Genomic DNA, 24,115 nt, shown 5'->3' on the forward strand with positions numbered 1-24,115 from the left:
GATCCGTGATGACGCGGATCGGGGTTTTTTATTGGCCGTCCGCTATGCCTGCTGCTCCGGTTTCACATCCGTGCGTTCCGCGATCACCACCGCGTACCGGCCGACCGCATCGGCGATGCGCTCCGCCAGCACGGGGTCGCGCACCGCGCGGGCGAGCGTGACGCCACCCGACAGCAGCGCGAGGAACGCGATCGCGCGGTCGTCGTCGGGTGGGTTGTCGAGCCCGGACGACACTTCGTCGACGATCTGCCGCAATGCCTGTTCATATGCGTCGCGCGTCTCGTCGTCGGCGCGCATCACTTCGGGGGACAGGCTCGGCAGCGCACAGCTTTCGCCGAGTTCGCAGGTGCGCCGCGGCCCGAGGTAGAACGACACGAACGGGCGCCGCCAGCGCGCGCCATGCTCGGCCTTGAATATTGCGACACCTTGCCGGAGCTGGTCGAGGCCGGCAAGGACGACGCTGCGGAACGCTTCGCCTTTCGATTTGAAATGTCCGTAGAACGCGCCGTTCGTGACGCCCGCCGCCTTCGTCAACGGACCGATGCCCGAACCGCCATATCCCTCCTGACGGAACAGGCGGCTCGCGGCATCGAGGATGCGCGCGCGGGTTTCGTGCTTGTGCTCGACGGAATAACGCATGACTGGCTCGCTTCAGAGCGATCGCTCTTTATCTTGCATAGAGAGCAATCAGTGTCTAATGTATAGAGAGTGACTGATATTTATATCACGTCACGATTCCGATGACCTGACCAGGAGGAAGTGCGATGCCGATCACGCTGACAGTATCCGAAGGGGTTTTCACGCCGGACGACGAAGGGCCGGTGTTTGCCGAGCTGACCGATGCGCTGCTGGATGTCGAAGGGTTGACCGGGAATGCGTTCCTGGCGCCGAACGTGGTGGGCACGCTCAATGTACTGCCACGGAACCGGACTTTCGTGCACGGGCGGGCGGAGCCGGCGGCGTTCGTCGAACTGAAGCTTCCCGCCGTGGCGCTCGCGGCGCCCGACACGCAGCGGCAATTCGTCGAACGGGCGACCGCGATCGTGCTGCGCCGCGCAGGCGGGCGGCTGACGCCGGCGCAAGTGTGGGTGAATGTCGTTCATGCCGTCGACGGCGGATGGGGGATTGCCGGACGACGCTACGACAACGCGTCGCTCGTCGATTCGATCCAGAGTGCGGCGGCGGCTGCGCAGTAACTGCAACTAACGGTCGAGCCGTCAGGCGTTGACCGACGGTGCGGGGCGGCGATCGCCGCCCGCACCGCTCGGGCTTTGCCGCCTGCAACGCGCAGGGCGGCAATACACCATCCCGCGAACCGGAACTGCTTCGACGAACCGGCAGCGTTCGAGCGCGTCACGTTCCCGCGAACGCATCTCCCATCGGCTTCGTCCGCATCCCCCGCGCGAGGCGGGTCCACGGCAGGTCCGCGGGGTCGGCCTGCATCGGTCCCGGCGCCTTGGCGACCAGCACCGCATGCGCGATGTCCTGGAAGTCGGCGCGGAAATGCACCGAGCTCTTGTTGACCAGGATCTTCATCGCTTCCGGCTCGACGCCGCCCACGCGATACAGATTGCGATCGAGCATCTGCGCCTTGCCGCCGCTCACGACGATTCGCACGCCGTCGATCCGCAGACAGGCCACCGGCCCGACGTCGGCCTGCATGCCGTTCATCATCGGGCCGTCGTAGCGGCACACGCCGTCGGACAGCGCGACGACCTCGAAGCACCCGTGAAACGGTTCGTCGCCGGGCACGCCCGAGCCGCCGAGCGACAATTCGAGGCTGGCGCCGACACCGGCTCGCCAGGCTGCCGCAGCGGCAGCCGGATCCCACAGCAAGCCCAGCGCCGCGTCTCGCGCGCCGTTGCGCAGCAACGCGCGAAGCAGGCCCGTCGTATTGGAATCGCCGCCCGCGCCGGGGTTGTCCTGCGTGTCGGCGATCACGACGGGCTTGCTCGCGCCCTCCGCGAGCCGCATGGCCTCGCGCACGGCGTCGTCGGGCGACAGGAACGGCACCTGCCACTTCGCCTCGTCGGCCAGCATCTTGTCGTACAGCGCCTGCACGGCCGTGTCGATCGCGTCGGCGTCGCCGTAGCCCCAGATAACCGGCCCGCATTCGGGGAAATCCGCTGCCGGAAAGCCGGGCGCGAACGACAGCGAGACCACGCCGCCCGTCTCCAGCGCCGTCAGGCGCGCGTACATGTCGTGCGCGGGATCGAGCAGCGTGCACATCCCGTTGATCGGAATCAGGAACGGCAGCCGCCGCGCCGCGCGACGCAGCGGGCCGCCGCCCGCGAGCAGGCGTTCGAGCAGCACGGCCGCGCGTTCGCCGGTCTCTGCCATATCCACGTGCGGATAGGTGCGAAAGGCCACCAGCGCGTCGGCACGGCTCAGCATCAGGTTGGTCACGTTCGCGTGCAGGTCGAGCGAGGCGACCACCGGCACGGCCGGGCCGACCGCGTTGCGGACGCGGTCGAGCAAGGTTCCTTCGCCGTCGTCCGTATGCTCGGCGACCATCGCGCCGTGCAGATCGAGATACACCGCGTCGCAGCCGCCGCGCCGCGCTGCATCGACGATCTCGGCGGCAATGCGCTCGAACGCATCCTCGGTGACATGCGCCGACGGGCTCGCGCCCGCCCAGATCACCGGCAGCAAGGTCCAGCCGCGCCGCTCGGCAGCGTGGATGAAGCCGCCCGCCGGAATGTTGACGTCGCGCAGCGCGAGCACGTCCGCGCCGCGCACCAGGGCCGGAAACCCCTCGCCGCGTTCGAAGTTTGCATAGGCGGCCTTGGTGGGCGCGAAAGTGTTGGTTTCGTGTTGGAAACCGGCAATCAGGATGCGTGTGGTCATGAGACTGATTCCAGGAAAACGATGGGTGCAGGCGGCACGCGTGCGCCGGCACGGCCGGCGGTGCCGCGCCGCGCGGCGGCGCGTCATGTCATCGCGCCGCGGCGGGCAGGCGGTTCATGATCAGCGCCACGGCGCCTGCGACCATCAACGCAACGATGACCAGCAGCCCCGCCTGCATGCTGCCGGTCGCGGTGCGGATCTCGCCGATGACGGTCGGGCTGAGGAAGCCGCCGAACAGGCCGATCGTGTTGATGAGCGCGATGCCCCCCGCGGCCGCGTTGCCCGTCAGGTATTGCGACGGGATCGCCCAGAACACCGTGTAGGCTGCCCACAACAACGCCGTGGCGATCGTCATGCAGACGAGCGATACCGCAAGATTGCCGTCGGCGCAGGTCGCGGCGGCCAATGCGGCGGCGCCTGCCAGCGCCGACACCGCGCTGTGCAGCCGACGTTCGCCGCGGCGGTCCGAGCGCCGGCCGATCACGAGCATCGCGCATGCGGCGCCGATGTACGGAATCATCGAATAGAAGCCGATCTGCATCGTGTCGGTCACGCCGTTCGCCTTGAGGATCGACGGCAGCCAGAAGCTGACCGCGTAGATTCCGCAGATCATCGTGAAGTACGCGAAGGCCAGCAGGTAGACGCGCGGGTCGCGCGCCGCCTGTCCGAACGCGTGGTGACCGGCAGCGGGCGCGTGCAGTTCGGCCGCGAGCAGGCTTTTCTCGCGGTCGGTCAGCCAGGCCGCGTCGGCCGGCCGGTCGGCCAGCACCTTGAACACGAGCACGCCGAGCACGGCGCACGGCAGGCCCTCGGCGACGAACATCCATTGCCAGCCGGCCAGCCCGTGCGCGCCGTCGAGGGCGGTCATCAGCCAGGTCGACAGCGGCGAGCCGACGATGCCGCCGATGGGGCCGGCGAGCATCACGACGGCCATCACGCCGGCCATTCGCCGCGGGCCGTACCAGTAGGTCAGGTAGAAGATCATGCCCGGTGCGAAGCCGGCTTCGAACACGCCGAGCAGGAAGCGCAGCACGTAGAACGACGTCACGTCGTGCACGAACATCATGGCGGCTGACGTCAGGCCCCACAGCACCATGATCCGGCTGATGGTCTTGCGCGCGCCGATCCTCGGCAGCATCAGGTTGCTCGGAATCTCGAACAGCACGTAGCCGAGGAAGAAGATGCCCGCGCCGAGGCCGTAGGCCGCGTCGGAGAAGCCGAGCGCGTTTTGCATATGGAGCTTCGCGAAGCCGATGTTCACGCGATCCAGATACGCGAACGTGTAGCACAGCAACAGGAGCGGCAGCAGGCGCCAGTTCAGCTTGCGATACAGCGCCTGTACGGACGCGCTGTCGTGCGCGGCCGGATGGCGGGAGGATGGGACGGCGGACATGTCGGTCTCCTGTGGCGTGGGCGTCTTGCGGCATCGATCTCGATTGCCGCATCGTCGGAGAGACGAAAAAGCAGAGCAAGAGCAACTTAAGTGAGCTAATGTTGCTCGACGGGCAACACATACGGCAAACCGGAATCTCCATGCGCGAACTGAACCAGCGCCGCTTGCGCTACTTTCATGAAGTCCTGACCCACGGCTCGATCCGCGGCGCGGCCGACAGCATCAATACCGCGCCGTCCGTGATCACGCGGCAGATTCGCCTGCTCGAGGAAGAAATCGGCGTCGTGCTGTTCGAGCGTCAGGCGCGCGGCGTGCGCCCGACCGAGGCCGCCGCGCATCTGCTCGAATACTGGCGCGGCTGCCGCTCGCAGCAGGAATTGTTCGAGGAGCGCCTGCAGGCGTTGCGGCGGCTGCAATCCGGCCAGGTGCGCATCGTGACCAGCGAAGGCTATGTCGACGTGCTGATGGACGAGGTGCTGACCGATTTCTGCATGCGCTATCCGAAGCTCGACGTGATCGTCGACGTGTTGCCCGTCAACAGCGTGCTGCAGGAGGTGGCCGAGAGCCGCGCGCATGTCGGGCTTGCGTATAACCCCCCGGCCCATCCGGAGATCGAGTATCTCGCCACCTCGTCGCAGCCGGTGGTGGCGCTCGTTCACGCCGGCCATCCGCTCGCGGTGCGCGGCGGTGCGGTCCGCGCGCACGAACTCTGCGAGTATCCGCTTGCGCTGATGCCACCGGCATTCGGCCTCGGCCAGGTTGCGCAAATGCTCGCCTATACGGAGAACCTGTCGATCCGCCCGACGCTGACGACCAATTCCCTCGCCGTGCTGCGCCACTTCGTGAAGCGCCATGACGGGATCACGCTGATCGGCGCGTTCGCGGCGTACCGCGAACTGGAGAGCGGTGAACTCGTCGCGCTGCCGATCGCGCATCCGTTATTCGATTCCGCCAAGGCGCGACTGCTGGTGAAGGTGGGGCGGCCCCTCGGCGTCGCGGCCGACACGTTGCTGAACTGCCTGCTGCACGACATGAAGATGTTCGCGGCGCACGGCGTGGGCCGGGACAAGGCCACCAAGCGGCCGCGGGCGGCCAGACGCGCGCATTAGCGTGCGCCGCCGCCGCTGCTCAGGCAGCGTCGCCGGCGGCGCGCAGCGCGCGAACCAGTTCGCTGGCCGCCTTGCCGAGCCCCGTATGCTTCGGCCGCCGCAGGTATACGGGCAGCGGCAGCCCGTTGCGGATGTTCGTGAACGCGAGCGGCGCGAGTGCGCCGTCGACAACGTATCGGCCGATCACGGATGCGGGCAGGTTCGCCCACCCATGACCGGCTGTCGCGAGCGCGAGCGCCGTGGCCATGTCGGTCACCTTCCACGTGCGGTTGCCGATCACGGGCCGCACGTCGGTCAACGGTCGCTCCGGATCGGCGATCACGATCTGCCGGAAGCCCGACAGCCGCTCGATCGCTTCAGGATGCGCGGTTTCGGCGATCAGCGGATGGCTCGGCGCGGCGACTGCAATGAGCGTTTCGGTCCACAGCGCGTGGATCTGTTCCTGCGGATGCAGGTCGAGCCCGCCGTACGCGACGCACAGGTCGACGGCGCCACGATGCAGCGCGTCGACGATCGCGTCCTGCGGCGCCGTGACGATGCTGATCGCGAGCGCCGGATACTTCGCGGCGACTGCCGTCAGCGCGCGGGCGACGGGCGCGCCGTCGAGTTCCGCCGCGAGCCCGAGCCGCAGCGTGTCCTCGACGCCTTCCGACAGGTGCTGCGCATGTGCGCGCAACGCGTGCAGCCGTTCGGCGATCGAGCGTGCATCGGGCAACAGCGCGGCCATTGCAGCGGTCGGCGTCGGTTCGCGCGTGCCGCGGTCGAACAGCACGAGGTCGAGTTCGGCCTCGAGGTTCGCGATCGCCATGCTGACCGCCGACGGCGTGCGGCCGAGCGCGCGAGCGGCCGCCGAGAACGAGCCTTTGTCGATGACGGTCAGCAGCATGTCGATGTGGTCGCTGGTCAGCATGCGCGGCCTCCTGTCAGAAAAATTGAAAGGACCTGACTTTGGCGGACAGGGTACCCGCTGCTAGTCTCGCCACCTTGTTCGATTCGAAGGGGATGTTCATGCAAGGCTGGAAGCGACGCATAGTCTACGTCGTGATGTTCGAGGTGCTCGGCATCCTGATCGCGTCGACGGTGCTCGGCGTGCTGAGCGGCGCGAGCGCCGAAACGAGCGGCCTGCTGGGCGTGATGATCTCGACGACGGGCGTCACCGTCAATTTCCTGTACAACCTCGCGTTCGAGGCGTGGGAACGGCGGCGCGCGGCGACGACGCGCACCGTCGGGCGGCGCGTGCTGCACGCGGTCGGTTTCCAGGTCGCGCTCGTGACGTTCCTGATCCCGCTGATCGCGTGGTGGCTCGACGTGTCGCTGGTGCAGGCGTTCCTGTTCGACGCGGTGTTGATCGTGTTCTTCCCGATCTTCACGTTCGCGTACAACTGGTTGTTCGACAGCGTGTTCGGGCTGCCGGATGCGGTGACGCGCAAGGCCGAGCCGGTCGCGTAACGCATGGGAGCGCGAAGCGATGCGGGGCAGCCCGCATCGTTTCGCGTCGAAAGAGAAGGGGAGTAGCGGGTGGAACGAATGCCGCCCGAGCGCGTTACGCGGCGACGAACTCGTGCACGAAACGGTTGAACACCGCGGGGCTGGCCGCGTTCATCCCGTGCGACGCGCCGGCGACGGTCTGCCGTTGCGCATCGCCGATCCACTGCGACAGCGTGTCGACGTTGTTGCGGAACATCTTCGGGCTGCGCTGGCCGTCGATCAGCAGCGTGCGGCATGCGATATCGCCGGCCGTGTGCTGCGAATACGCGGGCAGCGGATCGCGCAACTGCTTCGGCAGCGTGCTCGCGTTGTCGATCGCCATCGTGCGGAAGCGCGACGTGCTCTTTTTCCATGCGCCCGGCAGGCTCACGGAATCGACGAACATCTCGAGGCCGGACTCGACGTCGCCTTGCCCGATCAGGTTCACGGCCTTCGTGCGCAGCGCGATCGCGGCGGCCGGCAGCGCGGCTTCGCGCACGCCCTGCTGCTGCAGCGGGCCGCCCGGATCGGCGAGCGTCAGCGTGTCGACGAGATGCGGATGCTGGCGCGCGACGTTGAACGCGACGCTGCCGCCACGCGAATGACCGACCAGGTGCACGGGGCCGAGATCGAGCGCGTCGATGAATTCGGCGAGCTCGTCGACGTGGTTCTGCCAGCTGAACTCGTCCTGGATGCCCGCTTCGACGGCCGGCCAGTAATGGCTGAGGCTCGGCGCGATGCAGCGGTAGTGGGCCGACAGCGATGCGAGCTGCGGATCCCAGTAGCGGTAGTCGCACAGCGAGCCGTGCACGAACACCATCGGCGCGCCGCTGCCCCGCTCGACATACGGCAGGCTGATGCCTGACGAAAGCGTCGCAAATTGCAGGTCGGGGTTCGCGAGCACGGACGGCTCGATTCGCATGTTCATGACTGAAAGACTCAAAGGTGCGTCAACACGACGCAACTATGCATCACGGCGACCTGCAAGGAAAACGCATAATTTTCATCGTGGCGATCAATTTTATTGATGGCTCGGCTGAAAGCCCTTGTCGGAGCGAGAGGGTTGGTGGCCCCCGTACGGTCTTGGTGCGCCGGCATTCCATTCCTACCAGTGATGGTTTCGGCATGACGCCAGTCGGCAAAGCGTAGGGCGGCGACAGTGACGGCGCGAAAGTGGCGCTGAGCGCCACTTGCAGCACGCTCGGGATAGTCATAACATGGCCGTGTTATTTAACATGTCCAAGTGATTTCACGTGGCCAAGTGAGTGCGATATGGGACCGCTGTCAAACCAATTGCCGGAGCGTCCGGCGCTGGATGCTTTCCGGACGCTGTTCGAGAAAGCCGATGGATGGCGCGTGACGGACATGACGGGGTCGGATCGTGGCGGGGACCTCATCCTGAGCAATGGCAGAGGCCAAACGTACCTCGCGGTCCTCAAGACGTTCAACGAGGGGCGCGCCGATCGCGTCACGGCGTTCTTTGCCCAAGCGCTCCTCGAGGCACGCGCCTATGCGAAGCAGCAGAAAATGCGGCCCGCCATCCTGGTTTGGGTCAGTCGCGCTTCGCCGTCGCTTATCAACCGACTGGTCGATTTCCACGCGGCGTTCGCCGACCGAGAATCCTTCGCGATCCTCTCGATGGACGGAACCCGATATGTGCGGTTCCCGGGTTTGGACATTTCCGAGCGCCCGGACCAACCGACTCGTTCCTACAGCCGCAGTCACGATGTCCAGCCGGGACTGGCATTCTCGGATCTCAACCAGTGGATGCTCAAACTTCTGCTGGCGATCGATATCAAGCGCGAGGACCTCATCGGCGCGGAGGGCAGGCATTACACCACGGCGACCGAGCTTGCGCGTGCCGCCGGCGTCTCGGTCATGACGGCTACGCGGCTGATCCATGCGCTGAAGCAGGAGGGTTTCATCGAGACGAAGCCATTCCTGAAAGTCGTGCAACGGCGCAAACTCGCGAAACGCTGGAAGGCTGAATATCAGAGGCCGGCACCGGCGCTGCCCATGAAGTTCCTTTCGCCGGCCGCGCCCGACGCTCAGTTGCGCAAGATGCTCAAAAACGAAGGCGCTATTTTGGGTCTTTTCGCTGCGGCCGATGCGCTCGGCTTCGGTCATGTCAAAGGTGTACCGCCAACGGTCTGGGTCCATAGCGTGACAGAGGCCGCAAACTGGCGACAGCTGCGCCGAGCCAAAGAGGGCGAACGCCCTGATCTTGTCCTGCAGCAGTCCGGCTTTCCCCAGTCGCTCGGGCGTGGCGTCGTCTACCGGGATGGCTTGCCAGTCACGGACGTCATTCAGATCTGGCTTGACGTTTCGGCTCATCCGGCGCGAGGCGCAGAACAGGCTGCCGAGCTGGAGCATGGCATTCTCGCGAACGTGACCGGAGAAGGCGGTTGAGCGAACTCGCCGAATTCAGCAATCTCGCGAGGGCTTTGGCGCCGTGGCGCGCCAAAATCGTTTTCATCGGGGGCTGGGCTTTTCGGCTCTATTCGTATGAGCCGCGTGCGTGGAAATCCGACCACAAGCCGATCTTCACGCAGGATGCCGACGTCGCGTATGCAGAACGCGAGAGGCTCGAAGGCGATATCAAGAAGGCGCTCGAGGGCGCGGGCTTCAAGGAGGAGCCGAATCTCGCGGGCGGGTTCAAGCCGCCTGCGATGCGCTACGCCCTGGGCGAGACGGCCAACGGGTTTTACGCGGAATTTCTCACGCCGCTGACCGGCAGCCCGATGAAGCGCAACAAAGCGACCAGGCAGATGGAACAGAATGCAACCGAGGCGAATGCTGGCGTTGTGGCACAGAAGCTGCGCCATCTCGAAGTACTGCTGAACGAGCCCTGGATCGTGACGATCCCCGTCGAGGAGTCGGGCCTCGGCGAGGCACTGGCCGACCTGCGCATCCCCAATCCGGTGAGCTTCATGGTCCAGAAACTGTTGATTCGTGACGACAGGATTCCGGAAAAGCGAGCACAGGACGTGCTCTACATCCACGATGCGATGCTGCTCTTTGGCGGCGCGATCGAAGAGGAACTTGCACCGGTCTGGATGCGCCTCGAACGCGCGTTGTCGGACGCGCAGCGCAAGTCAGTCGACGCGGGCGTCGAGGCGTTCTTCACCGAAGTGAACGACACCATCCGTGCAGCGGCGGATATCCCAAGGCCCGACCGACAGATGGAACCCGACGATATGCTCCGGTTGTGTCGGAACGGATTCGAGGCGCTTTTCGGCAAAGCAGGCTAAGCGCACCGAGCGCTACCTGCGCGTCAGCGCACCGCCAACGCAGGCGCAGTCTGAAGCTCGACGGGAAGGTCGTTGTCGGCCGCGAACTGCATCGCGAAGTCGAACGCGTCCGCGCAGACGTCGCGCAATTCGTCCGACACGATCAGGCATTTGACGCCGCCGTCGACGACCGGCATCGCAAGCCGCGACAGCGCGCACGGATAGCCGGGCCGCCGTTCGCCGACGAACAGCGTGATGACGCCCGCGAGGCGTTCGGGCCAGTCGCTGGGGCGGAAGGTCTTCTGCGCGCGTGTGACGCCGCGGATCAGGTGGCCGCGGGTTTGGCCAATGAGGCGGCCGTGTTCGGTGACTTCGATGCGATCCATGCTGTGGTGCGTGTCCTTGTCCGCGTCATTCGCCGCCGTCGGCCGCCGTGTCGCCGCGCGCGGGAATCCGCAGGTTGCGCAGCTTGTGATAGAGCGTCTTCTTCGGCATGCCGAGCGCGACGCTTGCGTCCGCAACGTTGCCGTGGTGACGCTGCAGCATGTCCTCGATCAGCATCCGCTCGAAATACGCAAGCTGTTCCGCAAGCGTGCCGCCCACGGCTGGCGCGTCGCCCGACGACAGCAGGCTGTCGCCGGTCAGCCCGAGCACGAAGCGATCGGCCACGTTCTGCAGCTCGCGCACGTTGCCGGGCCACGCGTGCGTCATCAGTTCGGACACCTGTGCCGCCGTGACGACCGGCGCCGGCTGCCCGAAGCGCCGCGCGGCCGCGAGCACGAAATGCTCGAACAGCAGCGGCACGTCCTCGCGCCGCTCGCGCAGCGGCGGCAGCTCGATCTGCGCGACGTTGAGGCGATACAGCAGATCCGCGCGAAAGCGCCCGTCGGCCGCGAGTTCGGCGAGGTCGGCCTTCGATGCGGCAACCACGCGGCAGTCGACCGGAATCAGTTCGTTCGCGCCGAGCCGCTCGACCACGCGCTCCTGCAGCACGCGCAGCATCTTGATCTGCAGCGAAATCGGCATCGTCTCGATCTCGTCGAGGAACAACGTGCCGCCATGCGCCCATTCGATCTTGCCGATGCGCTTCTTGATCGCGCCGGTGAACGCGCCGGCCTCGTGGCCGAACAGTTCGCTCTCGAAGATCTGCTCGGGCAGTCCGCCGCAGTTCAGCGCGACGAAATGCGCGTCGCGCCGGCCGCCGAAGTCGTGCAGGCTGCGCGCGATCAGTTCCTTGCCGGTGCCGGTTTCGCCGGTGATCAGCACCGACACCGACGTATCGGCGAGGCGCAGGATCTTCTTGCGCACGTCGGCCATCGCGGGCGACTTGCCGAGCACGTACGCCTCGATGCCCTGCCAGTTGTCGAGCGCCGCGCGCAGCCCCTGCACCTCGAGCGTCAGGCGGCGCTTCTCGACCGCGCGCGCGACGCGGCCGGCGATCACGTCCGACGAGAACGGCTTCTCGATGAAGTCGTACGCACCGACCTGCATCGCGCCGACGGCCGTCGAGATATCCGCGTGGCCGCTGATCAGCACGACCGGGATCTGCGCATCGACGGCCATCACGCGGTCGAGCAGCTGCAGCCCGTCGATGCCCGGCATCCGCACGTCCGACACGATCACCACCGGCGCGCCGGGCGCGACGTGCGCGAGCGCGTCGGCGGCCGACGCGAACGCGTCGACCGGGAATCCGGCGAGCGCGACAGCCTGCTCGACGCCGATCCGGACGTTTTCATCGTCCTCGACGACCAGCACCCGAATCTCATCTTCCATGCTCTGTCCTTTGCAGCGTCGCCGCCGCGAATTCGATACTGAACTGCGCGCCGCCTTCGTCGCGGTTCGTCGCGGCGATCTTCGCGCCGAACGCCTCGACGATGCGCGACGTGATCGCGAGGCCGAGCCCGAGGCCCTGGCCGCGCGGCTTGGTCGTGACGAACGGCTCGAACAGGTGCGGCAGCACGTCGGGCGCGATGCCTGCGCCGCTGTCGGCGATCGTGAAGCGCACGCGGCCGGCGTCGTCCGGTTCGGCCGCCTCGATGACGATGCGACGCACGGGCGCGTCGTGCACCGCGTCGAGCGCGTTGCCGAGCAGGTTCACGATCACCTGCTGCAACTGGCTCGATTCGGCCGACACCGCCGTGCCGGGCGCGATGTGCACGTCGAGCCGCACGCCTTCGTCGCGGATCCGCGCGTCGTAGATGAGCCGCGCATGCGCGACGGCCTCGTTCAGCGACACTGCGACGCGCTCGACGTCGGGCTTGCGCGCGAAGGTTTTCAGCTCGCCGGTGAGCACCGCCATGCTGTCGACGAGCTTGCCGATCCGTTCGAGATTGGCATCCGCCTGCGCCGGCTGGCCGCGCGCGAAGAACGTGCGCGCGTTGTCGCACAGCGTGCGGATCGCGACGAGCGGTTGGTTCAGCTCGTGCGTGAGGCCGGCGGCCATCTGCCCGAGCACCGCGAGCTTGCCCGCGTGCACGACTTCCTGCTGCGAATCGCGCAGCCGCTGCTCGGTGCGCTCGCGCTCGACGATCTCGCGCTGCATCTGCTCGTTCGCGGCCGTCAGCGCGGCCGTGCGCTGTGCGACGGTCAGCTCGAGCCGGTCGTTCACGCGGCGCAGCGCGTCCTGCGCATTCAGCCTTGCGACGATCGCGCGGCGGCGCTGGATCGCGTAGCCGGCCAGCAGCGCGGCGATCAGGAACGCGCCAGTGACGAACACGAACGCCGTCTGCTGCTGGCGTCGCGCGCCCGCGATGTCGAGCAGCACCATCAGCGAATCGCCGGCCTGCGGCGCGGGCCGCGACATCACCAGATAGCGTGTGCTGCGGCCGGCGCGGCGCGGATCGGGGAACGTGCCGAGCCACGCGGCCGCGCTGCGGTCGCCGATGCGGCGGTACGGCAGCGCGTCGACGGTGCGGCCCGCGTATTGCCGCGACGCCTGGATGTCGCGCTGCTGCTGCACGGTGATCGGGCGCAGCGCGGTGAATTTCCATTCGGGTTCGGTCGAGATCACGACCACGCCGTTGCTATCGACGACCATCGCGGCGACGCCCGGCGCGCGCCAGGCCGATTCGAGCGAATCGACGCTGATCTTCACGGCGGCCACGCCGATCGGCACGCCGTCGTCGCGCACCGCGCTGGCGAAGTAGACGCCCGGCACGCCCGTGTTGGTGCCGATGCCGAAGAAGCGGCCGCTGCCGCGCGCGAGCGCGTCCTTGAAGTACGGCCGGTACGACACGTTGGTGCCGACGAAGCTGATCGTCTCGTTCCAGTTGCTGGCGGCGATCACTTCACCTTTCAGGTCGATCACGTCGACCGCGCCGCTGCCCGCGTCGCGGTTCACGGCTTCGAGGTATGTGTTCACCGTGTGCACGAGCTCGGGCGCGTCGTGCGGCGCGGCCTTCAGCATCGCGCGCACGCCGTCCTGCCGCGCGACCAGGCCGGGCAGGATCTCGAAGCGGCCGAGCTCGCTCTTCAGGCTCGACGCATACAGGTCGAGCCGGTGCGCGCCGGTTTCCTCGAGCGCGTCGATCGCGCGTTCCCACGCGAAATCGACGGCCGCACCGGCCACGCCGACATACAGCACGGCCGCCGACGCCCAGCCCCACCACGGGATTCCCTTGAAGCTCTTCTGCACGTTCGCCCTCATCGAAACCCGCAACCGGTCGTCCGCAATCGGCCGGCCTTGACGACGCGCGCCGCGCGCCGGCAAGGCCGGCGGCGGCGCGTGCGAAGCGGCCTGCGCGACGGTGCGCGCGTCGGTGCGTCACCCGAAGTGCGCGACCAGGATCAGCGTGACCGTGACGACGATCGCGCCGCCGATCCGCGTCGCGATCTGCGCGAACGGCATCAGCTGCATCCGGTTCGCGGCGGTCAGGATCGCGACGTCGCCGGTGCCGCCTTGCCCGCTATGGCAGGCGTTCACGATTGCGGTGTCGATAGGGTACATCTTCATCAGGCGGCCGACCACGAAACCGGTGCCCATCAGCGTCGCGACGGTCGACACGATGGTCACGACGTTGACGATCGTGAACGCGGCGGTCAGCTTGTCCCACGGCGTCATCGCGACGCCGATCGCGAACAGCAGCGGATACGTGACGGCGGTCGAGAAGAACTTGTAGACGACGAACGCGCCTTCCTGCAGCGGCGGCGACACCGCGCGCGCGAGCTTCACGAGCACCGCGAGGAACAGCATCGCGACCGGCGCGGGCAGGCCGAACAGCTTGAACGCCATCAGGCCGACGAGGTACAGCGTGATCGCCGTGATGCCGGCGCCCGCGATGTGCGTGACGTCGACGTGGCCGCGGATCTCTTCGCTTTCCGGCGTCATGTCGCCGGTTTCGCCGACCTGCAGGCGGCCGTTGCCGGTCAGGTGCGGCAGGCGCTTGCCGAGCATGTCGAGCGCGCCCGACAGGATGATCGCGGTCAGGCTGCCGAGCATCACCGGCGGCAGCACCATCGCGAACATCTCGCCTTGCGGCAGGTGCATCAGTTCCGAATAGCCGATCGACAGCGGAATCGCGCCTTCGCCGACGCCGCCCGCCATGATCGGCACGACGATGTACAGCAGCGTGTGGCGCGCGCCGAGGCCGAGCGCGGTGCCCACCGCCGTGCCGACGATCGCCGCGGCGACCGAGCCGGCCGCGAGCGGGATGAAGATCTTCACGAAGCCCTGGATCAGCACGCGGCGATCCATGCTCAGGATGCTGCCGACGATGATCGACGCGATGAACAGGTACAGGAAGTTGGTCGATTTCGTGAATTCGACCGTCAGGTTCAGCACCGGCTTCGGCAGCAGGTGGTAGTACGTGAGCGCCGACGGCACGAAGGTCGCGAAGATCGCGGCCGCGCCGATGTTGCGCAGCAGCGGCAGGCGCTTGCCGAGTTCGGCGCACGTGAAGCCGAAGAACGCGAGCACGGCGATCGCCATCGAGATCTCGCCGGGCACCTTGCCCGTCACCGCGAAGCCGACGATCAGCCCGAGCAGGATCACGTAGACCGGCAGCGGGATGATGCCGATGCGGATTTCCATCAGCTTCCACCAGCCTTCCGGCCAGAAGCGTGCGCGCGTGGCGGGGCCGGCTTCGGCAATCGGCTCGGGATGGGACGGGGTATGGATAGAGGTCTGCAAGACGTGTCTCCTGATGTTGGAATGCCTGCTTTGCTTCGCGGCATCGTGTGCCGACTATTACGCAACCTCCGTGCCAAGGCGCCGGCCTGTCGGATTGTTTGCAGATCTTTGATTCATAAGGGATTTGTATCGTCTGCGGAAAGGATGGCGCGAAGGCCGTTCCGAGATTTCGGAATTCGCGCGGCGGGCAGGCCGAGATTTCGGCCGGATGGCCGGCCAGGCGCCCGGCCGCGCCCGATCTCGCGCCATATCGCCGCGCGAGATTTTCTTCGCACAATCGCTTCGTAGACCGCCCCCTCGCCGCTCTCTATCATCGGCTGATCCTTTTCCGATGCGACGACGACTGTCCGGAGAACGCCCGCGCGTTCGCCGCGGCGTCGCTCATCCGTCGATACCGTCTTTGGACAGGAGAGTGGTTTCCATGCTGCATGCCGTTTTTTCCGCCCGCTTTCCCTCCGGCCGCTTCGCGCGGCCGGCCCGCCTGCTGGCGGCCGCGCTGCTCGCCGGGTTGTTCGGCGTCGGGTTGCTGAACGGCGCGCGCGCCGATACGGCGCAGCTGAAGGTCGGCATCTCGACCAGCCCGCAGATCGAAGCACTGAAGATCGCCGCGAAGGAGGCGAAGGCGCAGGGGCTCGACGTGAGGATCGTCGAGTTCACCGACTGGAATACGCCGAACGCGGCGCTCGCGAACAAGGACATCGACGTCAACTACTTCCAGCACATCCCGTTTCTCGAGAACGCGAACAAGCAGGGCGGCTACAACTTCGTGTCGATCGCACCCGGCACGATCATGAAGATCGGCCTCTATTCGAAGAAGGTGAGAAGCTTTGCCGAGCTGAAGGACGGCGCGCGCGTCGCGATCGCGAACGATCCGGTGAACGGCGGGCGCGGGCTGTTGCTGTTGCAGCGCGCGGGCCTGATCGCGCTGAAGCCGGGCGCCGACTATCGCGCGACGACGCACGACATCGTGTCCAACCCGAAGCACCTGAAGATCATTCCGCTCGAAGCGTCGCAGCTCGCGCGTTCGCTCGACGACGTCGATCTCGCGCAGGGCTACCCGAGCTTCATCAAGCTCGCCGGCACGACCGACCCGAACAGCGCGCTGCTGTTCGACGGCACCGAGAACAAGAGCTTCGCGATCCAGTGGGTCGTGCGGCCCGACAGCGTGAACGACCCGCGCATCCGCAAGTTCATCGCGATCTACCAGCACTCGCCGGCCGTGCGCAAGGCGCTCGACAACGCATTCGGCTCGCTGTACGCGATCGCGTGGTGACGGAGGCGAACATGGCGAACGGCAACAAGAAGATCCTGCTCAACGCGTTCAACATGAACTGCGTCGGGCACATCAATCACGGGTTGTGGACGCATCCGCGCGACCGCTCCGCGCACTACACCGATCTCGACTACTGGGCCGATCTCGCGAAGACGCTCGAACGCGGCAAGTTCGACGGGATCTTTCTCGCGGACATCGTCGGCGTGTACGACGTGTTCGGCGGCGGCCCCGACGCCGCGCTGCGCGAATCGGTGCAGGTGCCCGTCAACGATCCGCTGCTGCTCGTGCCCGCGATGGCGCAGGTCACGCGGCATCTCGGCTTCGGCGTGACCGCGAACCTGACCTACGAGCCGCCTTACCTGTTCGCGCGCCGCATGTCGACGCTCGACCACCTGACGAAGGGGCGGGTGGGCTGGAACATCGTCACCGGCTATCTCGACAGCGCCGCGCGCGGGATGGGCCTCGCGCAGCAGATCGGCCACGACGACCGCTACGAGCGCGCGGACGACTACATGGACGTCGTCTACAAGCTGTGGGAACAGAGCTGGGACGACGACGCGGTGATCCGCGATGCACAGGCACGCGTGTTCGCGCAGCCGGGCAAGGTGCGGCGCGTGAAGCACGACGGGCCGTTCTATTCGGTCGACGCGATCCACCTGAGCGAGCCGTCGCTGCAGCGCACGCCGGTGCTGTACCAGGCCGGGTCGTCCGCGCGCGGCGTCGAGTTCGCGGGCCGGCATGCGGAATGCGTGTTCGTGAACGGGCAGAGCAAGGCCGCCGCGCGCGCGGCGGCGCTCGACATCCGCGCGGCCGCCGCGCGGCAGGGGCGCGACCCGGCGTCGATCCGGATCTTCGCGGGCGTGAGCGTCGTGACGGCCGAGACCGAGCGGCTCGCGCGCGAGAAATTCGACGAATACCGGCGCTACGCGAGCCCCGAAGCCGGTCTCGCGCATTTCGCGAGTTCGACCGGCATCGACTTCGCGAAGTACGGCCTCGACGAACCGATCTCGTACGTGAAGACCGATTCGATCCAGTCGGCCGTCGACGCGATCTCGCGCAAGAGCACGACCGGCACGTGGACCGTGCGCAGGATGCTCGAACAGATGTCGCTCGGCGGTCGCTACGCGCCGATCGTCGGTTCGCCGTCGCAGGTTGCGGACGAGCTGCAGTCGTGGATCGACGAGACCGGCATCGACGGCTTCAACCTGACGCGCACCGTGATGCCCGAGTCGTTCGAGGATTTCGTCGACTGGGTCGTGCCCGAGCTGCAGAACCGCGGCGTTTACAAGGAAGACTACGATCCCGCTCCGACGCTGCGCGAGAAACTGTTCGGCGCGGGCGCGCGCCTGCCTGCGTGGCACACCGGCGCGCAGCATCGGCCGGCCGCCGTGCCCGAACCCGCGCATCCCGCGCACGCCTGAACGTGACGGAGTGAAGCGATGACGCAATTGTTCGATGCGCTGGGTTTCGTCGACGCATCGGCCGCGCGCGCCGGCGCCGCTGCGACGGTGCATGAGGCAACGGCTGCGCCGGCCGATGGCGTGGCCGTGTCGCTGGAGCAGGTCGGCAAGGTGTTCGCGACGTCGCGCGGCCAGGCCGCCGCGCTGCGCGACGTGACGCTCGACGTGCGGCGCGGCGAGGTGTTCGGGATCATCGGCCGCAGCGGCGCCGGGAAGTCGACGCTGTTGCGCCTCGTGAACGGCCTCGAACGGCCGAGCGCGGGCCGCGTGCGCGTGCAGGGCGTCGACGTCGGCGCGCTCGACGAGGACGGCCTCGTCGCATTGCGCCGCCGCACCGGCATGGTGTTCCAGCATTTCAACCTGCTGTCCGCGAAGACGGTATTCGAGAACGTCGTGCTGCCGCTGAAGATCGCCGGCGTGCCGAAGGCCGAGCGCGTGCGCAAGGCCGACGCGCTGCTCGAACTCGTCGGGCTGACCGCGAAGCGCGACGCGTATCCGGCGAGCCTGTCGGGCGGGCAGAAGCAGCGCGTCGGCATTGCCCGCGCGCTCGTGCACGATCCCGAAGTGCTGCTGTGCGACGAGGCGACGTCGGCGCTCGATCCCGAGACGACCCAGTCGATCCTCGCGCTGCTCGCCGACATCAACCGCCGCCTCGGGCTGACGATCGTGCTGATCACGCACGAGATGGAAGTGATCCGCGCGGTGTGCGACACGGTCGCGGTGATCGAACAGGGCGAAGTCGTCGAAACGGGCCCGGTGTGGCGCGTGTTCGGCGATCCGCGCCACGGCGCGACGCGCGCGCTGCTCAGCACGCTGGTGCACGACCTGCCGGCCGAGCTGGCCGCGCGCGTGCGGCCGCTGCCCGAGCAGGCCGCATTGCCGGACGGTGCGCAGGTCGTGCTCGACGTTCGTTATACGGGCGAGAGCGGCGGCGAGCCGGACGTCGGCGCGCTCGCGGCGGCGCTCGGCGGCTCCGTGCGTTTCCTGCACGGCGGGATCGAGCGCATCCAGGGGCATGCGCAGGGGCGGCTCGTGATCGCGGCCGCGCCGCGCGCGGATGAAGCCGGCCAGTCGTCGGCACGCGGCGGCGCGGTTGCCGCGCTGCTCGAACGCGCGCGCCGCCACGCGAATCGCGCGGAGGTGCTCGGCTATGTTTGAGCTCTGGTGGCCCGAACTGCTCGACGCGATCCGCGACACGCTGTCGATGGTCGCCGCATCGGCCGCGATCGCGGCGCTGATCGGCATCCCGCTCGCGGTGATCCTCGTGACGACCGCGCCCGGCGGCATCTACGCGCGACGCGGCGTGAACGCGGTGCTCGGCGCGCTCGTCAACGTGTTCCGTTCGACGCCGTTCATCATCCTGCTCGTCGCGCTGCTGCCGTTCACGCGCGTGCTGATCGGCACGACGATCGGCGTATGGGCGGCCGTCGTGCCGCTGTCGATCGCCGCGATCCCGTTCTTCGCGCGGATCGCCGAGGTGAGCCTGCGCGAAGTCGATCGCGGGCTGATCGAGGCCGCGCTCGCGATGGGCGCGAAGCGCCGCCACATCGTGTGGCACGTGCTGCTGCCCGAGGCGCTGCCCGGCATGCTCGGCGGCTTCACGATCACCGTCGTCGCGCTGATCGGCTCGACCGCGATGGCGGGCGCCGTCGGCGCGGGCGGGCTCGGCGATCTCGCGATCCGCTACGGCTATCAGCGCTTCGACACCACTGTCATGGCGACCGTGATCGTGATCCTGATCGCACTCGTTTCGGCCGTGCAAATCACGGGCGACCGCCTGGTCCGACGCGTGACCCGGCGTACCTGAGCCGTGCCACAAGCACCCGCTCGTTTCATTCATGACCCTGAGAGAACGATATCTATGACCTTGCCCATCGGCGCGCCGCGCGAATGGAACGGACAATTCGAGGAAGCGCTGTTCCTCGACGTGGCGCGACGCCATCGTCCCGGCTTCCCCGACAAACTCGCCACGCCTCCGCGCGAGCCGCGCAACGCGGACGAGCTGGCCGCCGTGGCCGACTACTACACGAAGATGGCGTCGCACGACCTGTTCATCGTGCAGGTCGTCGCGAAGGCGATCGACACGCTGTTCCGCGACGATCCGCATTTCCAGCTGATCCTGTCGCGCCAGCTCGGCGACGACGGCGCGCATGCGGTGATCGGCCGCGAGCGCGTGACCGAACTGACGGGGCGCGATCCGCTTCCGGAAGTCGACCGGCTCGTCGCCGCGCACTGGGCGCGCATCGGCGATATCGCGGTGCGCGATGTCGCGGGTTTTCTCGCGTTCGAATGGCATTACGAGCTGCACATCCTCGCGAAGCTGTGGATCCAGCGCAAGACCGGCCGGATCGGCGACGGCGCGATGCGTGAGCATGGCGAGAACCGGATCCGGCCGGACGAGGAATGGCATCGCGTGCAGATCGTCCAGTGGTGGTTCGACACGTTGAAGGCGCTGCCGGCCGCCGAGCGCGAAGCGCTGATCGATCGCATGATCGCGGCCGACGAGGAAACGCAGGCGCGGCTCGACGGTTATCTGCACGACGAGTACGCGCATACCGCGCATGTGTTCGGCGCGGATATCGCCGAATACCGCGCGATCTACGACGACTGGCGGCGCGAGATCCTGTCGCGGTTGACCGGCCGCCAGCTTGGCGCGCTCGTACCGCTGTCGGGCGAAGCGATTGCGCAGGAAGCCGCTCGACAGGAAGCCGTCGCATGAACGATCCACGCGGCCCGGCGACGCTTGCGCCGCATTCCGGCGATGCGCCGGCGTTCGACCGGAGCGCATTGACGCGCGTTATCGACGCGCTGCGCGCAACCGCCGCCGCACGCGACCGTGCGGGTGGTCACGCGGCGCAGGAGAAGCAGTGGCTCGCCGATGCCGGCCTGCTGACGCTCGCGGTGCCGCGCGCGTTCGGCGGGCAGGAAGCCGCGTGGCCCGCGATCTACGACGCGATCCGGCAGATCGCGCGCGTCGACGGCGCGCTCGCGCATCTCGTCGGTTTTCAATGCCTGCAGGTGGTGAGCGTCGACGTGTGGGGCAGTGCCGCGCAGCGCGAACGCTATCTGCGCGGCACGGTCGAGCAGCGCTGGTGGTGGGGCAATGCGGTCAATCCGCTCGACACGCGCCTCGTTGCGACCGCGACGCCGGACGGCGGCTATCGGCTCGACGGCGTGAAGGGCTTCTGTTCAGGCACGCGCGGGTCGCAGCGGATGACGGTGTCCGCGCACGATCTGGAAACCGGCCGCACCGTGTTCGGCGTGGTGCCGACCGATCGTCCGGGGATCACGGTCAAAGACGACTGGGACCCGATCGGCCAGCGCCAGACCGACAGCGGCAGCGTGCGTTTCGACGACGTGACGCTCGCGCCGGACGAGGTGCTGCACCGTTCCGAGACGCCGCCGACGCCGCGCGCGACGCTGCGCACGCTCGTGTCGCAGCTCGTGCTGACGAACCTGTTCGTCGGGCTCGCGGAAGGCGCGCTGGCTGAGGCACGCGATTATGTGCTGAAGCATGGCCGGCCGTGGATTCACTCGGACGCCGCGCAAGCGAGCGACGATCCGTACACGCTGCAGCGCTTCGGCGACATGCGCGTGAGGGCCGTTGCCGCGGCGGCGCTGGCCGATCGCGCGGCCGGCGCGTTGCAGCACGCGTGGGCGCGGCACGATGCGCTGACGGCAGACGAGCGTGCCGAAGTGGCGCTCGCGGTATCGGACGCGAAGATCGTCGCGCAGCGCGCGGCGCTCGACAACGGCGAGGCGCTGTTCGACGCATGCGGCGCGCGCGCGACGGTCGCGTCGCTCGGCCTCGACCGCTTCTGGCGGAACGCGCGCACGCATACGCTGCACGATCCGCTCGACTACCGGCTGCGTGACGTGGGCCGGTTCGCGCTGACGGGAGAATTGCCGCCGGCGTCGCTGTATACGTGACGACGGGGCCGCGGCGTCGGCGCTTCGCGGCGGCTTCACGCCGACCGCAAGCGCCGGTGCCTGCCGCTCATGCCGACATATCGTTCGTTCCACGTGCTGGACGCCTTACGACGGATGCGCAGTTACGAGCTGACCCGTGCATGGTTGTGCGCGGGCAGATAGCCGTGCGCGACGGCGTGCTGAGCGGGCAGCCGGCAGGGCAGATCGCGCCGTTTCCGGATACGGCGGCGCAGCCTGCTGCGGCGACCGGGAAACCGGCGTGCCGTGTGAGACCGTGGCGCCATCGGCGCGGTTGCGCCGATGGTTTGCCTTGCAGCGTCAAGCAACCGTCTCTTGACGCTTCACGGGCCGAGCATGCTTACCAGCGGTAGCCGACGCCCGCACCCGCACCGAACGAGCCGTGGCCGGAAACCGCCGTCGTCACCGAACCCTTGACCAGCCATTTCGCCGTCGCGACGGAAAGACCGATCGCCATCGCGCTTTGACCGCCATACGTGCCGCCGCCGAGCGCGACCACCTTTTCGCCTGGCAGCACGGCTTGCGGCATGTTCGCCATCGCGATCGCGCTTGCCGTGCCCGCGTTCGCGTCTTTGCGATACTTCGACATTTCTTCGCGAACCGAATTGATTGCGCCGTTCAACTGACGCACGTTGACGCCGTCCGTCGGCGCCGTGCCGTCGGCCATGTTGGTGAGCTGACGCTCGGCGCCCGGCGCGCCGATCGATACCGTGTTGTCCCGGTCGGCGACCGAATTCGCTCCCAACGCAACCGAATTGCTGGCGGTCGCGCGGCTGTTCGTGCCGATCGCGGTAGAGTCCTTGCCGGAGACATTCGACCCTGCACCAATCGCCGTTCCGTTCGGCGCGGTGACTTTCGAATTCGTGCCGACGGCGGTTCCGTTCGTCGCCGTGACGGTGGAATTGACGCCGATGCCTGTACCGTTATCGCCCGAGACATTGGAGCCGTCGCCGATCGCGGTCCCGTTCGGCACGCTGACCCGCGTATTTTTGCCGATTGCGGTGTCTGTATCGTCCGTCACCGTGCCGCTCGGGACGCTCGACGTAATTTTGCCGACGGTCGTCGTGAGCGTTGCCAGATCCGCCGTCAACGTGGAAACCTGGTTTGCGATCGAGAAGAGCTGCGAGCCGTTGACTGCATCCGTGCTGGTCGCGCTGATCGCGCCGGCCGCGACGTTCACGATCTGACGCTCGGCGCCCGCGCTGCCGACGCTGACCACACCTACCGGCGTGCCCGCGAAGCCGCCGTAGCTGACGCCGTTGAGCGTCACGCTGTTGACGGTGGTGAAAGCGCGCGTAGACGCGTTCGAGCCCAGTGCGACGGAATTCGCATCGGCGGCGTTCGCGCCTTCGCCGATCGCGACCGCATTCACTGCGGATGCCGTCGCACGCGCAATGGCGATGCTCCCGACAGCGGAGGCCGAACTGTCGACGCCGAGCGCTACCGCATCGTTCGCGCCGGCGTTTGCCTGAAAGCCGAGTGACGTACCGCCGGCCGCAATGCTGCCCTTGCCCACGGCCGTGGAAAATGTCGTGGTGGCGCTGGCGCTTTGCCCGACCGCCGTCGACTGGTCGACGGCGAACGCGCCCTGGCCGAAGGCGGATGCCGTCGCGCCGTTCGCGATGGCTCCGTTGCCGACTGCCGTCGCCTGGGTTCCGACCGCGCTCGAGGCCGCGCCCATCGCCGTCGCCTGGTCGCCGGTTGCCACGGCATTTCCGCCGACGGCCGTCGCAAACGTACCGGTCGCGGCCGCCATGCGGCCGATCGCGACGGTTTCGCTATAGGCTCCGGTCGACGAGCCCGAATTCGCGACTGCCGCAGTGCCGATCGCCACGTTGTCGCAGCCCGTTGCAGCGGCCGGATACGTGCCGCTTCCCGAGATGGCGATGTTGCCGACACAGCCGGCTGACGTTTCGGTCGACGTCCCGTTCTGCACATAATCGGCGCGCGCGGGTGCGGAAGCCGCGAATGCGACAACCGCTGCGCTCACGGCGATGGCCAGCGCTGCTTTCGACTTCGCCGGCGCGCGCAGTGCCGGATTCCCCAACCCTCGATGCATCTTGCTCATGTTTTTCCTAGGCTCGATATAAAAATTGTGTTGTGGCTTGCTTGTCGTTCTCACGATTTCCCGATCGCAGTGCATTCGCGATTTTTTTACCGAAACCCTTGTTCGAGTACAGTCAAATTGAAAAGATGTACTAAACAAATTTGACATTCGGTGGAGTGAGTCCAGGGGGAAATGGCACAGGTGCCGCTACAT

At 67.4% G+C, this 24,115-nt stretch carries 21 protein-coding genes; 11 read left to right on the forward strand and 10 right to left on the reverse strand.

Annotated elements, in window-relative coordinates:
- Positions 1-42: 42 nt before the first annotated feature.
- On the reverse strand, positions 43-639 hold the full coding sequence (locus tag OEJ37_RS30275) for a TetR/AcrR family transcriptional regulator (RefSeq protein ID WP_174421754.1): 597 nt from the start codon (positions 637-639) through the stop codon (positions 43-45).
- 125 nt (positions 640-764) lie between these two features.
- Here OEJ37_RS30275 and OEJ37_RS30280 point away from each other — a divergent pair, with 125 nt between their 5' ends.
- Positions 765-1,196: a Tautomerase enzyme gene (locus OEJ37_RS30280; protein ID WP_174421753.1), complete on the forward strand. Its 432-nt coding sequence runs from the start codon at positions 765-767 to the stop codon at positions 1,194-1,196.
- Positions 1,197-1,353: 157 nt separating this feature from the next.
- Here the strand turns inward: OEJ37_RS30280 and OEJ37_RS30285 are convergent, their stop codons facing one another.
- Positions 1,354-2,847 carry a M81 family metallopeptidase gene (locus OEJ37_RS30285; protein ID WP_263348354.1) on the reverse strand — a complete coding sequence of 498 codons (1,494 nt, stop codon included), beginning with the start codon at positions 2,845-2,847 and terminating at the stop codon, positions 1,354-1,356.
- A gap of 88 nt (positions 2,848-2,935) precedes the next feature.
- The gene (locus OEJ37_RS30290) at positions 2,936-4,240 is read right to left on the reverse strand and encodes an MFS transporter (RefSeq protein WP_263348357.1); all 1,305 of its coding nucleotides are present in this window, start codon (positions 4,238-4,240) and stop codon (positions 2,936-2,938) included.
- 140 nt (positions 4,241-4,380) lie between these two features.
- On the opposite strand from OEJ37_RS30290, the gene OEJ37_RS30295 reads away from it, so the two are divergent.
- Positions 4,381-5,349: a LysR family transcriptional regulator gene (locus OEJ37_RS30295; protein ID WP_263348448.1), complete on the forward strand. Its 969-nt coding sequence runs from the start codon at positions 4,381-4,383 to the stop codon at positions 5,347-5,349.
- Between the two features lie 19 nt (positions 5,350-5,368).
- On the opposite strand, the gene OEJ37_RS30300 is transcribed toward OEJ37_RS30295, so the two are convergent.
- Positions 5,369-6,259, reverse strand: coding sequence for a LysR family transcriptional regulator (locus OEJ37_RS30300; RefSeq protein ID WP_263348360.1), 891 nt, complete (start codon positions 6,257-6,259; stop codon positions 5,369-5,371).
- Between the two features lie 98 nt (positions 6,260-6,357).
- Here OEJ37_RS30300 and OEJ37_RS30305 point away from each other — a divergent pair, with 98 nt between their 5' ends.
- Positions 6,358-6,798: a PACE efflux transporter gene (locus tag OEJ37_RS30305; RefSeq protein WP_174421748.1), complete on the forward strand. Its 441-nt coding sequence runs from the start codon at positions 6,358-6,360 to the stop codon at positions 6,796-6,798.
- 94 nt (positions 6,799-6,892) lie between these two features.
- On the opposite strand, the gene OEJ37_RS30310 is transcribed toward OEJ37_RS30305, so the two are convergent.
- Complete coding sequence (locus tag OEJ37_RS30310; RefSeq protein WP_174421747.1) at positions 6,893-7,744, reverse strand: alpha/beta fold hydrolase; 852 nt, start codon at positions 7,742-7,744, stop codon at positions 6,893-6,895.
- A 344-nt stretch (positions 7,745-8,088) separates the two neighbouring features.
- On the opposite strand from OEJ37_RS30310, the gene OEJ37_RS30315 reads away from it, so the two are divergent.
- Together OEJ37_RS30315 and OEJ37_RS30320 are read left to right on the forward strand one after the other, a co-directional pair.
- Positions 8,089-9,225: a MarR family transcriptional regulator gene (locus tag OEJ37_RS30315; RefSeq protein WP_263348364.1), complete on the forward strand. Its 1,137-nt coding sequence runs from the start codon at positions 8,089-8,091 to the stop codon at positions 9,223-9,225.
- Positions 9,222-10,067 carry a nucleotidyltransferase domain-containing protein gene (locus OEJ37_RS30320; protein WP_263348366.1) on the forward strand — a complete coding sequence of 282 codons (846 nt, stop codon included), beginning with the start codon at positions 9,222-9,224 and terminating at the stop codon, positions 10,065-10,067. Before OEJ37_RS30315 ends, OEJ37_RS30320 begins: the two co-directional genes overlap by 4 nt.
- 23 nt (positions 10,068-10,090) lie before the next feature.
- Here the strand turns inward: OEJ37_RS30320 and OEJ37_RS30325 are convergent, their stop codons facing one another.
- The 4 genes from OEJ37_RS30325 to OEJ37_RS30340 form a co-directional block, all read right to left on the reverse strand.
- Positions 10,091-10,432, reverse strand: coding sequence for a DUF3579 domain-containing protein (locus tag OEJ37_RS30325; RefSeq protein ID WP_175917065.1), 342 nt, complete (start codon positions 10,430-10,432; stop codon positions 10,091-10,093).
- A 25-nt stretch (positions 10,433-10,457) separates the two neighbouring features.
- A complete protein-coding gene (locus tag OEJ37_RS30330) occupies positions 10,458-11,819 on the reverse strand; it encodes a sigma-54-dependent transcriptional regulator (protein ID WP_263348370.1) in 1,362 nt (453 codons plus the stop codon).
- Positions 11,809-13,692, reverse strand: coding sequence for an ATP-binding protein (locus tag OEJ37_RS30335; RefSeq protein ID WP_175917063.1), 1,884 nt, complete (start codon positions 13,690-13,692; stop codon positions 11,809-11,811). Before OEJ37_RS30335 ends, OEJ37_RS30330 begins: the two co-directional genes overlap by 11 nt.
- 117 nt (positions 13,693-13,809) lie before the next feature.
- Positions 13,810-15,174: a 2-hydroxycarboxylate transporter family protein gene (locus OEJ37_RS30340; RefSeq protein ID WP_174421599.1), complete on the reverse strand. Its 1,365-nt coding sequence runs from the start codon at positions 15,172-15,174 to the stop codon at positions 13,810-13,812.
- 421 nt (positions 15,175-15,595) lie between these two features.
- On the opposite strand from OEJ37_RS30340, the gene OEJ37_RS30345 reads away from it, so the two are divergent.
- Genes OEJ37_RS30345 through OEJ37_RS30370 form a run of 6 tightly spaced genes read left to right on the forward strand, consistent with a single transcriptional unit; the run spans position 15,596 to position 21,837 of the window.
- Positions 15,596-16,447 (forward strand): MetQ/NlpA family ABC transporter substrate-binding protein, encoded by an 852-nt coding sequence (locus OEJ37_RS30345; RefSeq protein ID WP_263348375.1) that lies wholly within the window; start codon positions 15,596-15,598, stop codon positions 16,445-16,447.
- Positions 16,448-16,458: 11 nt separating this feature from the next.
- A complete protein-coding gene (locus OEJ37_RS30350) occupies positions 16,459-17,868 on the forward strand; it encodes an LLM class flavin-dependent oxidoreductase (RefSeq protein WP_263348378.1) in 1,410 nt (469 codons plus the stop codon).
- Between the two features lie 18 nt (positions 17,869-17,886).
- Positions 17,887-19,065, forward strand: coding sequence for a methionine ABC transporter ATP-binding protein (locus OEJ37_RS30355; RefSeq protein ID WP_263348381.1), 1,179 nt, complete (start codon positions 17,887-17,889; stop codon positions 19,063-19,065).
- Entirely contained in the window at positions 19,058-19,714 is a 657-nt protein-coding gene (locus tag OEJ37_RS30360) for a methionine ABC transporter permease (protein WP_027781522.1), read from the forward strand. Before OEJ37_RS30355 ends, OEJ37_RS30360 begins: the two co-directional genes overlap by 8 nt.
- A 54-nt stretch (positions 19,715-19,768) precedes the next feature.
- Entirely contained in the window at positions 19,769-20,626 is an 858-nt protein-coding gene (locus OEJ37_RS30365; RefSeq protein WP_263348402.1) for a hypothetical protein, read from the forward strand.
- Complete coding sequence (locus OEJ37_RS30370) at positions 20,623-21,837, forward strand: acyl-CoA dehydrogenase family protein (RefSeq protein ID WP_263348405.1); 1,215 nt, start codon at positions 20,623-20,625, stop codon at positions 21,835-21,837. The genes OEJ37_RS30365 and OEJ37_RS30370 overlap by 4 nt, the downstream gene beginning before the upstream one ends.
- A gap of 358 nt (positions 21,838-22,195) precedes the next feature.
- On the opposite strand, the gene OEJ37_RS30375 is transcribed toward OEJ37_RS30370, so the two are convergent.
- Positions 22,196-23,923 (reverse strand): YadA family autotransporter adhesin, encoded by a 1,728-nt coding sequence (locus OEJ37_RS30375; RefSeq protein ID WP_263348451.1) that lies wholly within the window; start codon positions 23,921-23,923, stop codon positions 22,196-22,198.
- Positions 23,924-24,115 lie beyond the last annotated feature (192 nt).

Source organism: Burkholderia sp. BKH01 (assembly GCF_025685725.1).
In the GTDB taxonomy this organism is placed as follows: domain Bacteria; phylum Pseudomonadota; class Gammaproteobacteria; order Burkholderiales; family Burkholderiaceae; genus Burkholderia; species Burkholderia pyrrocinia_C.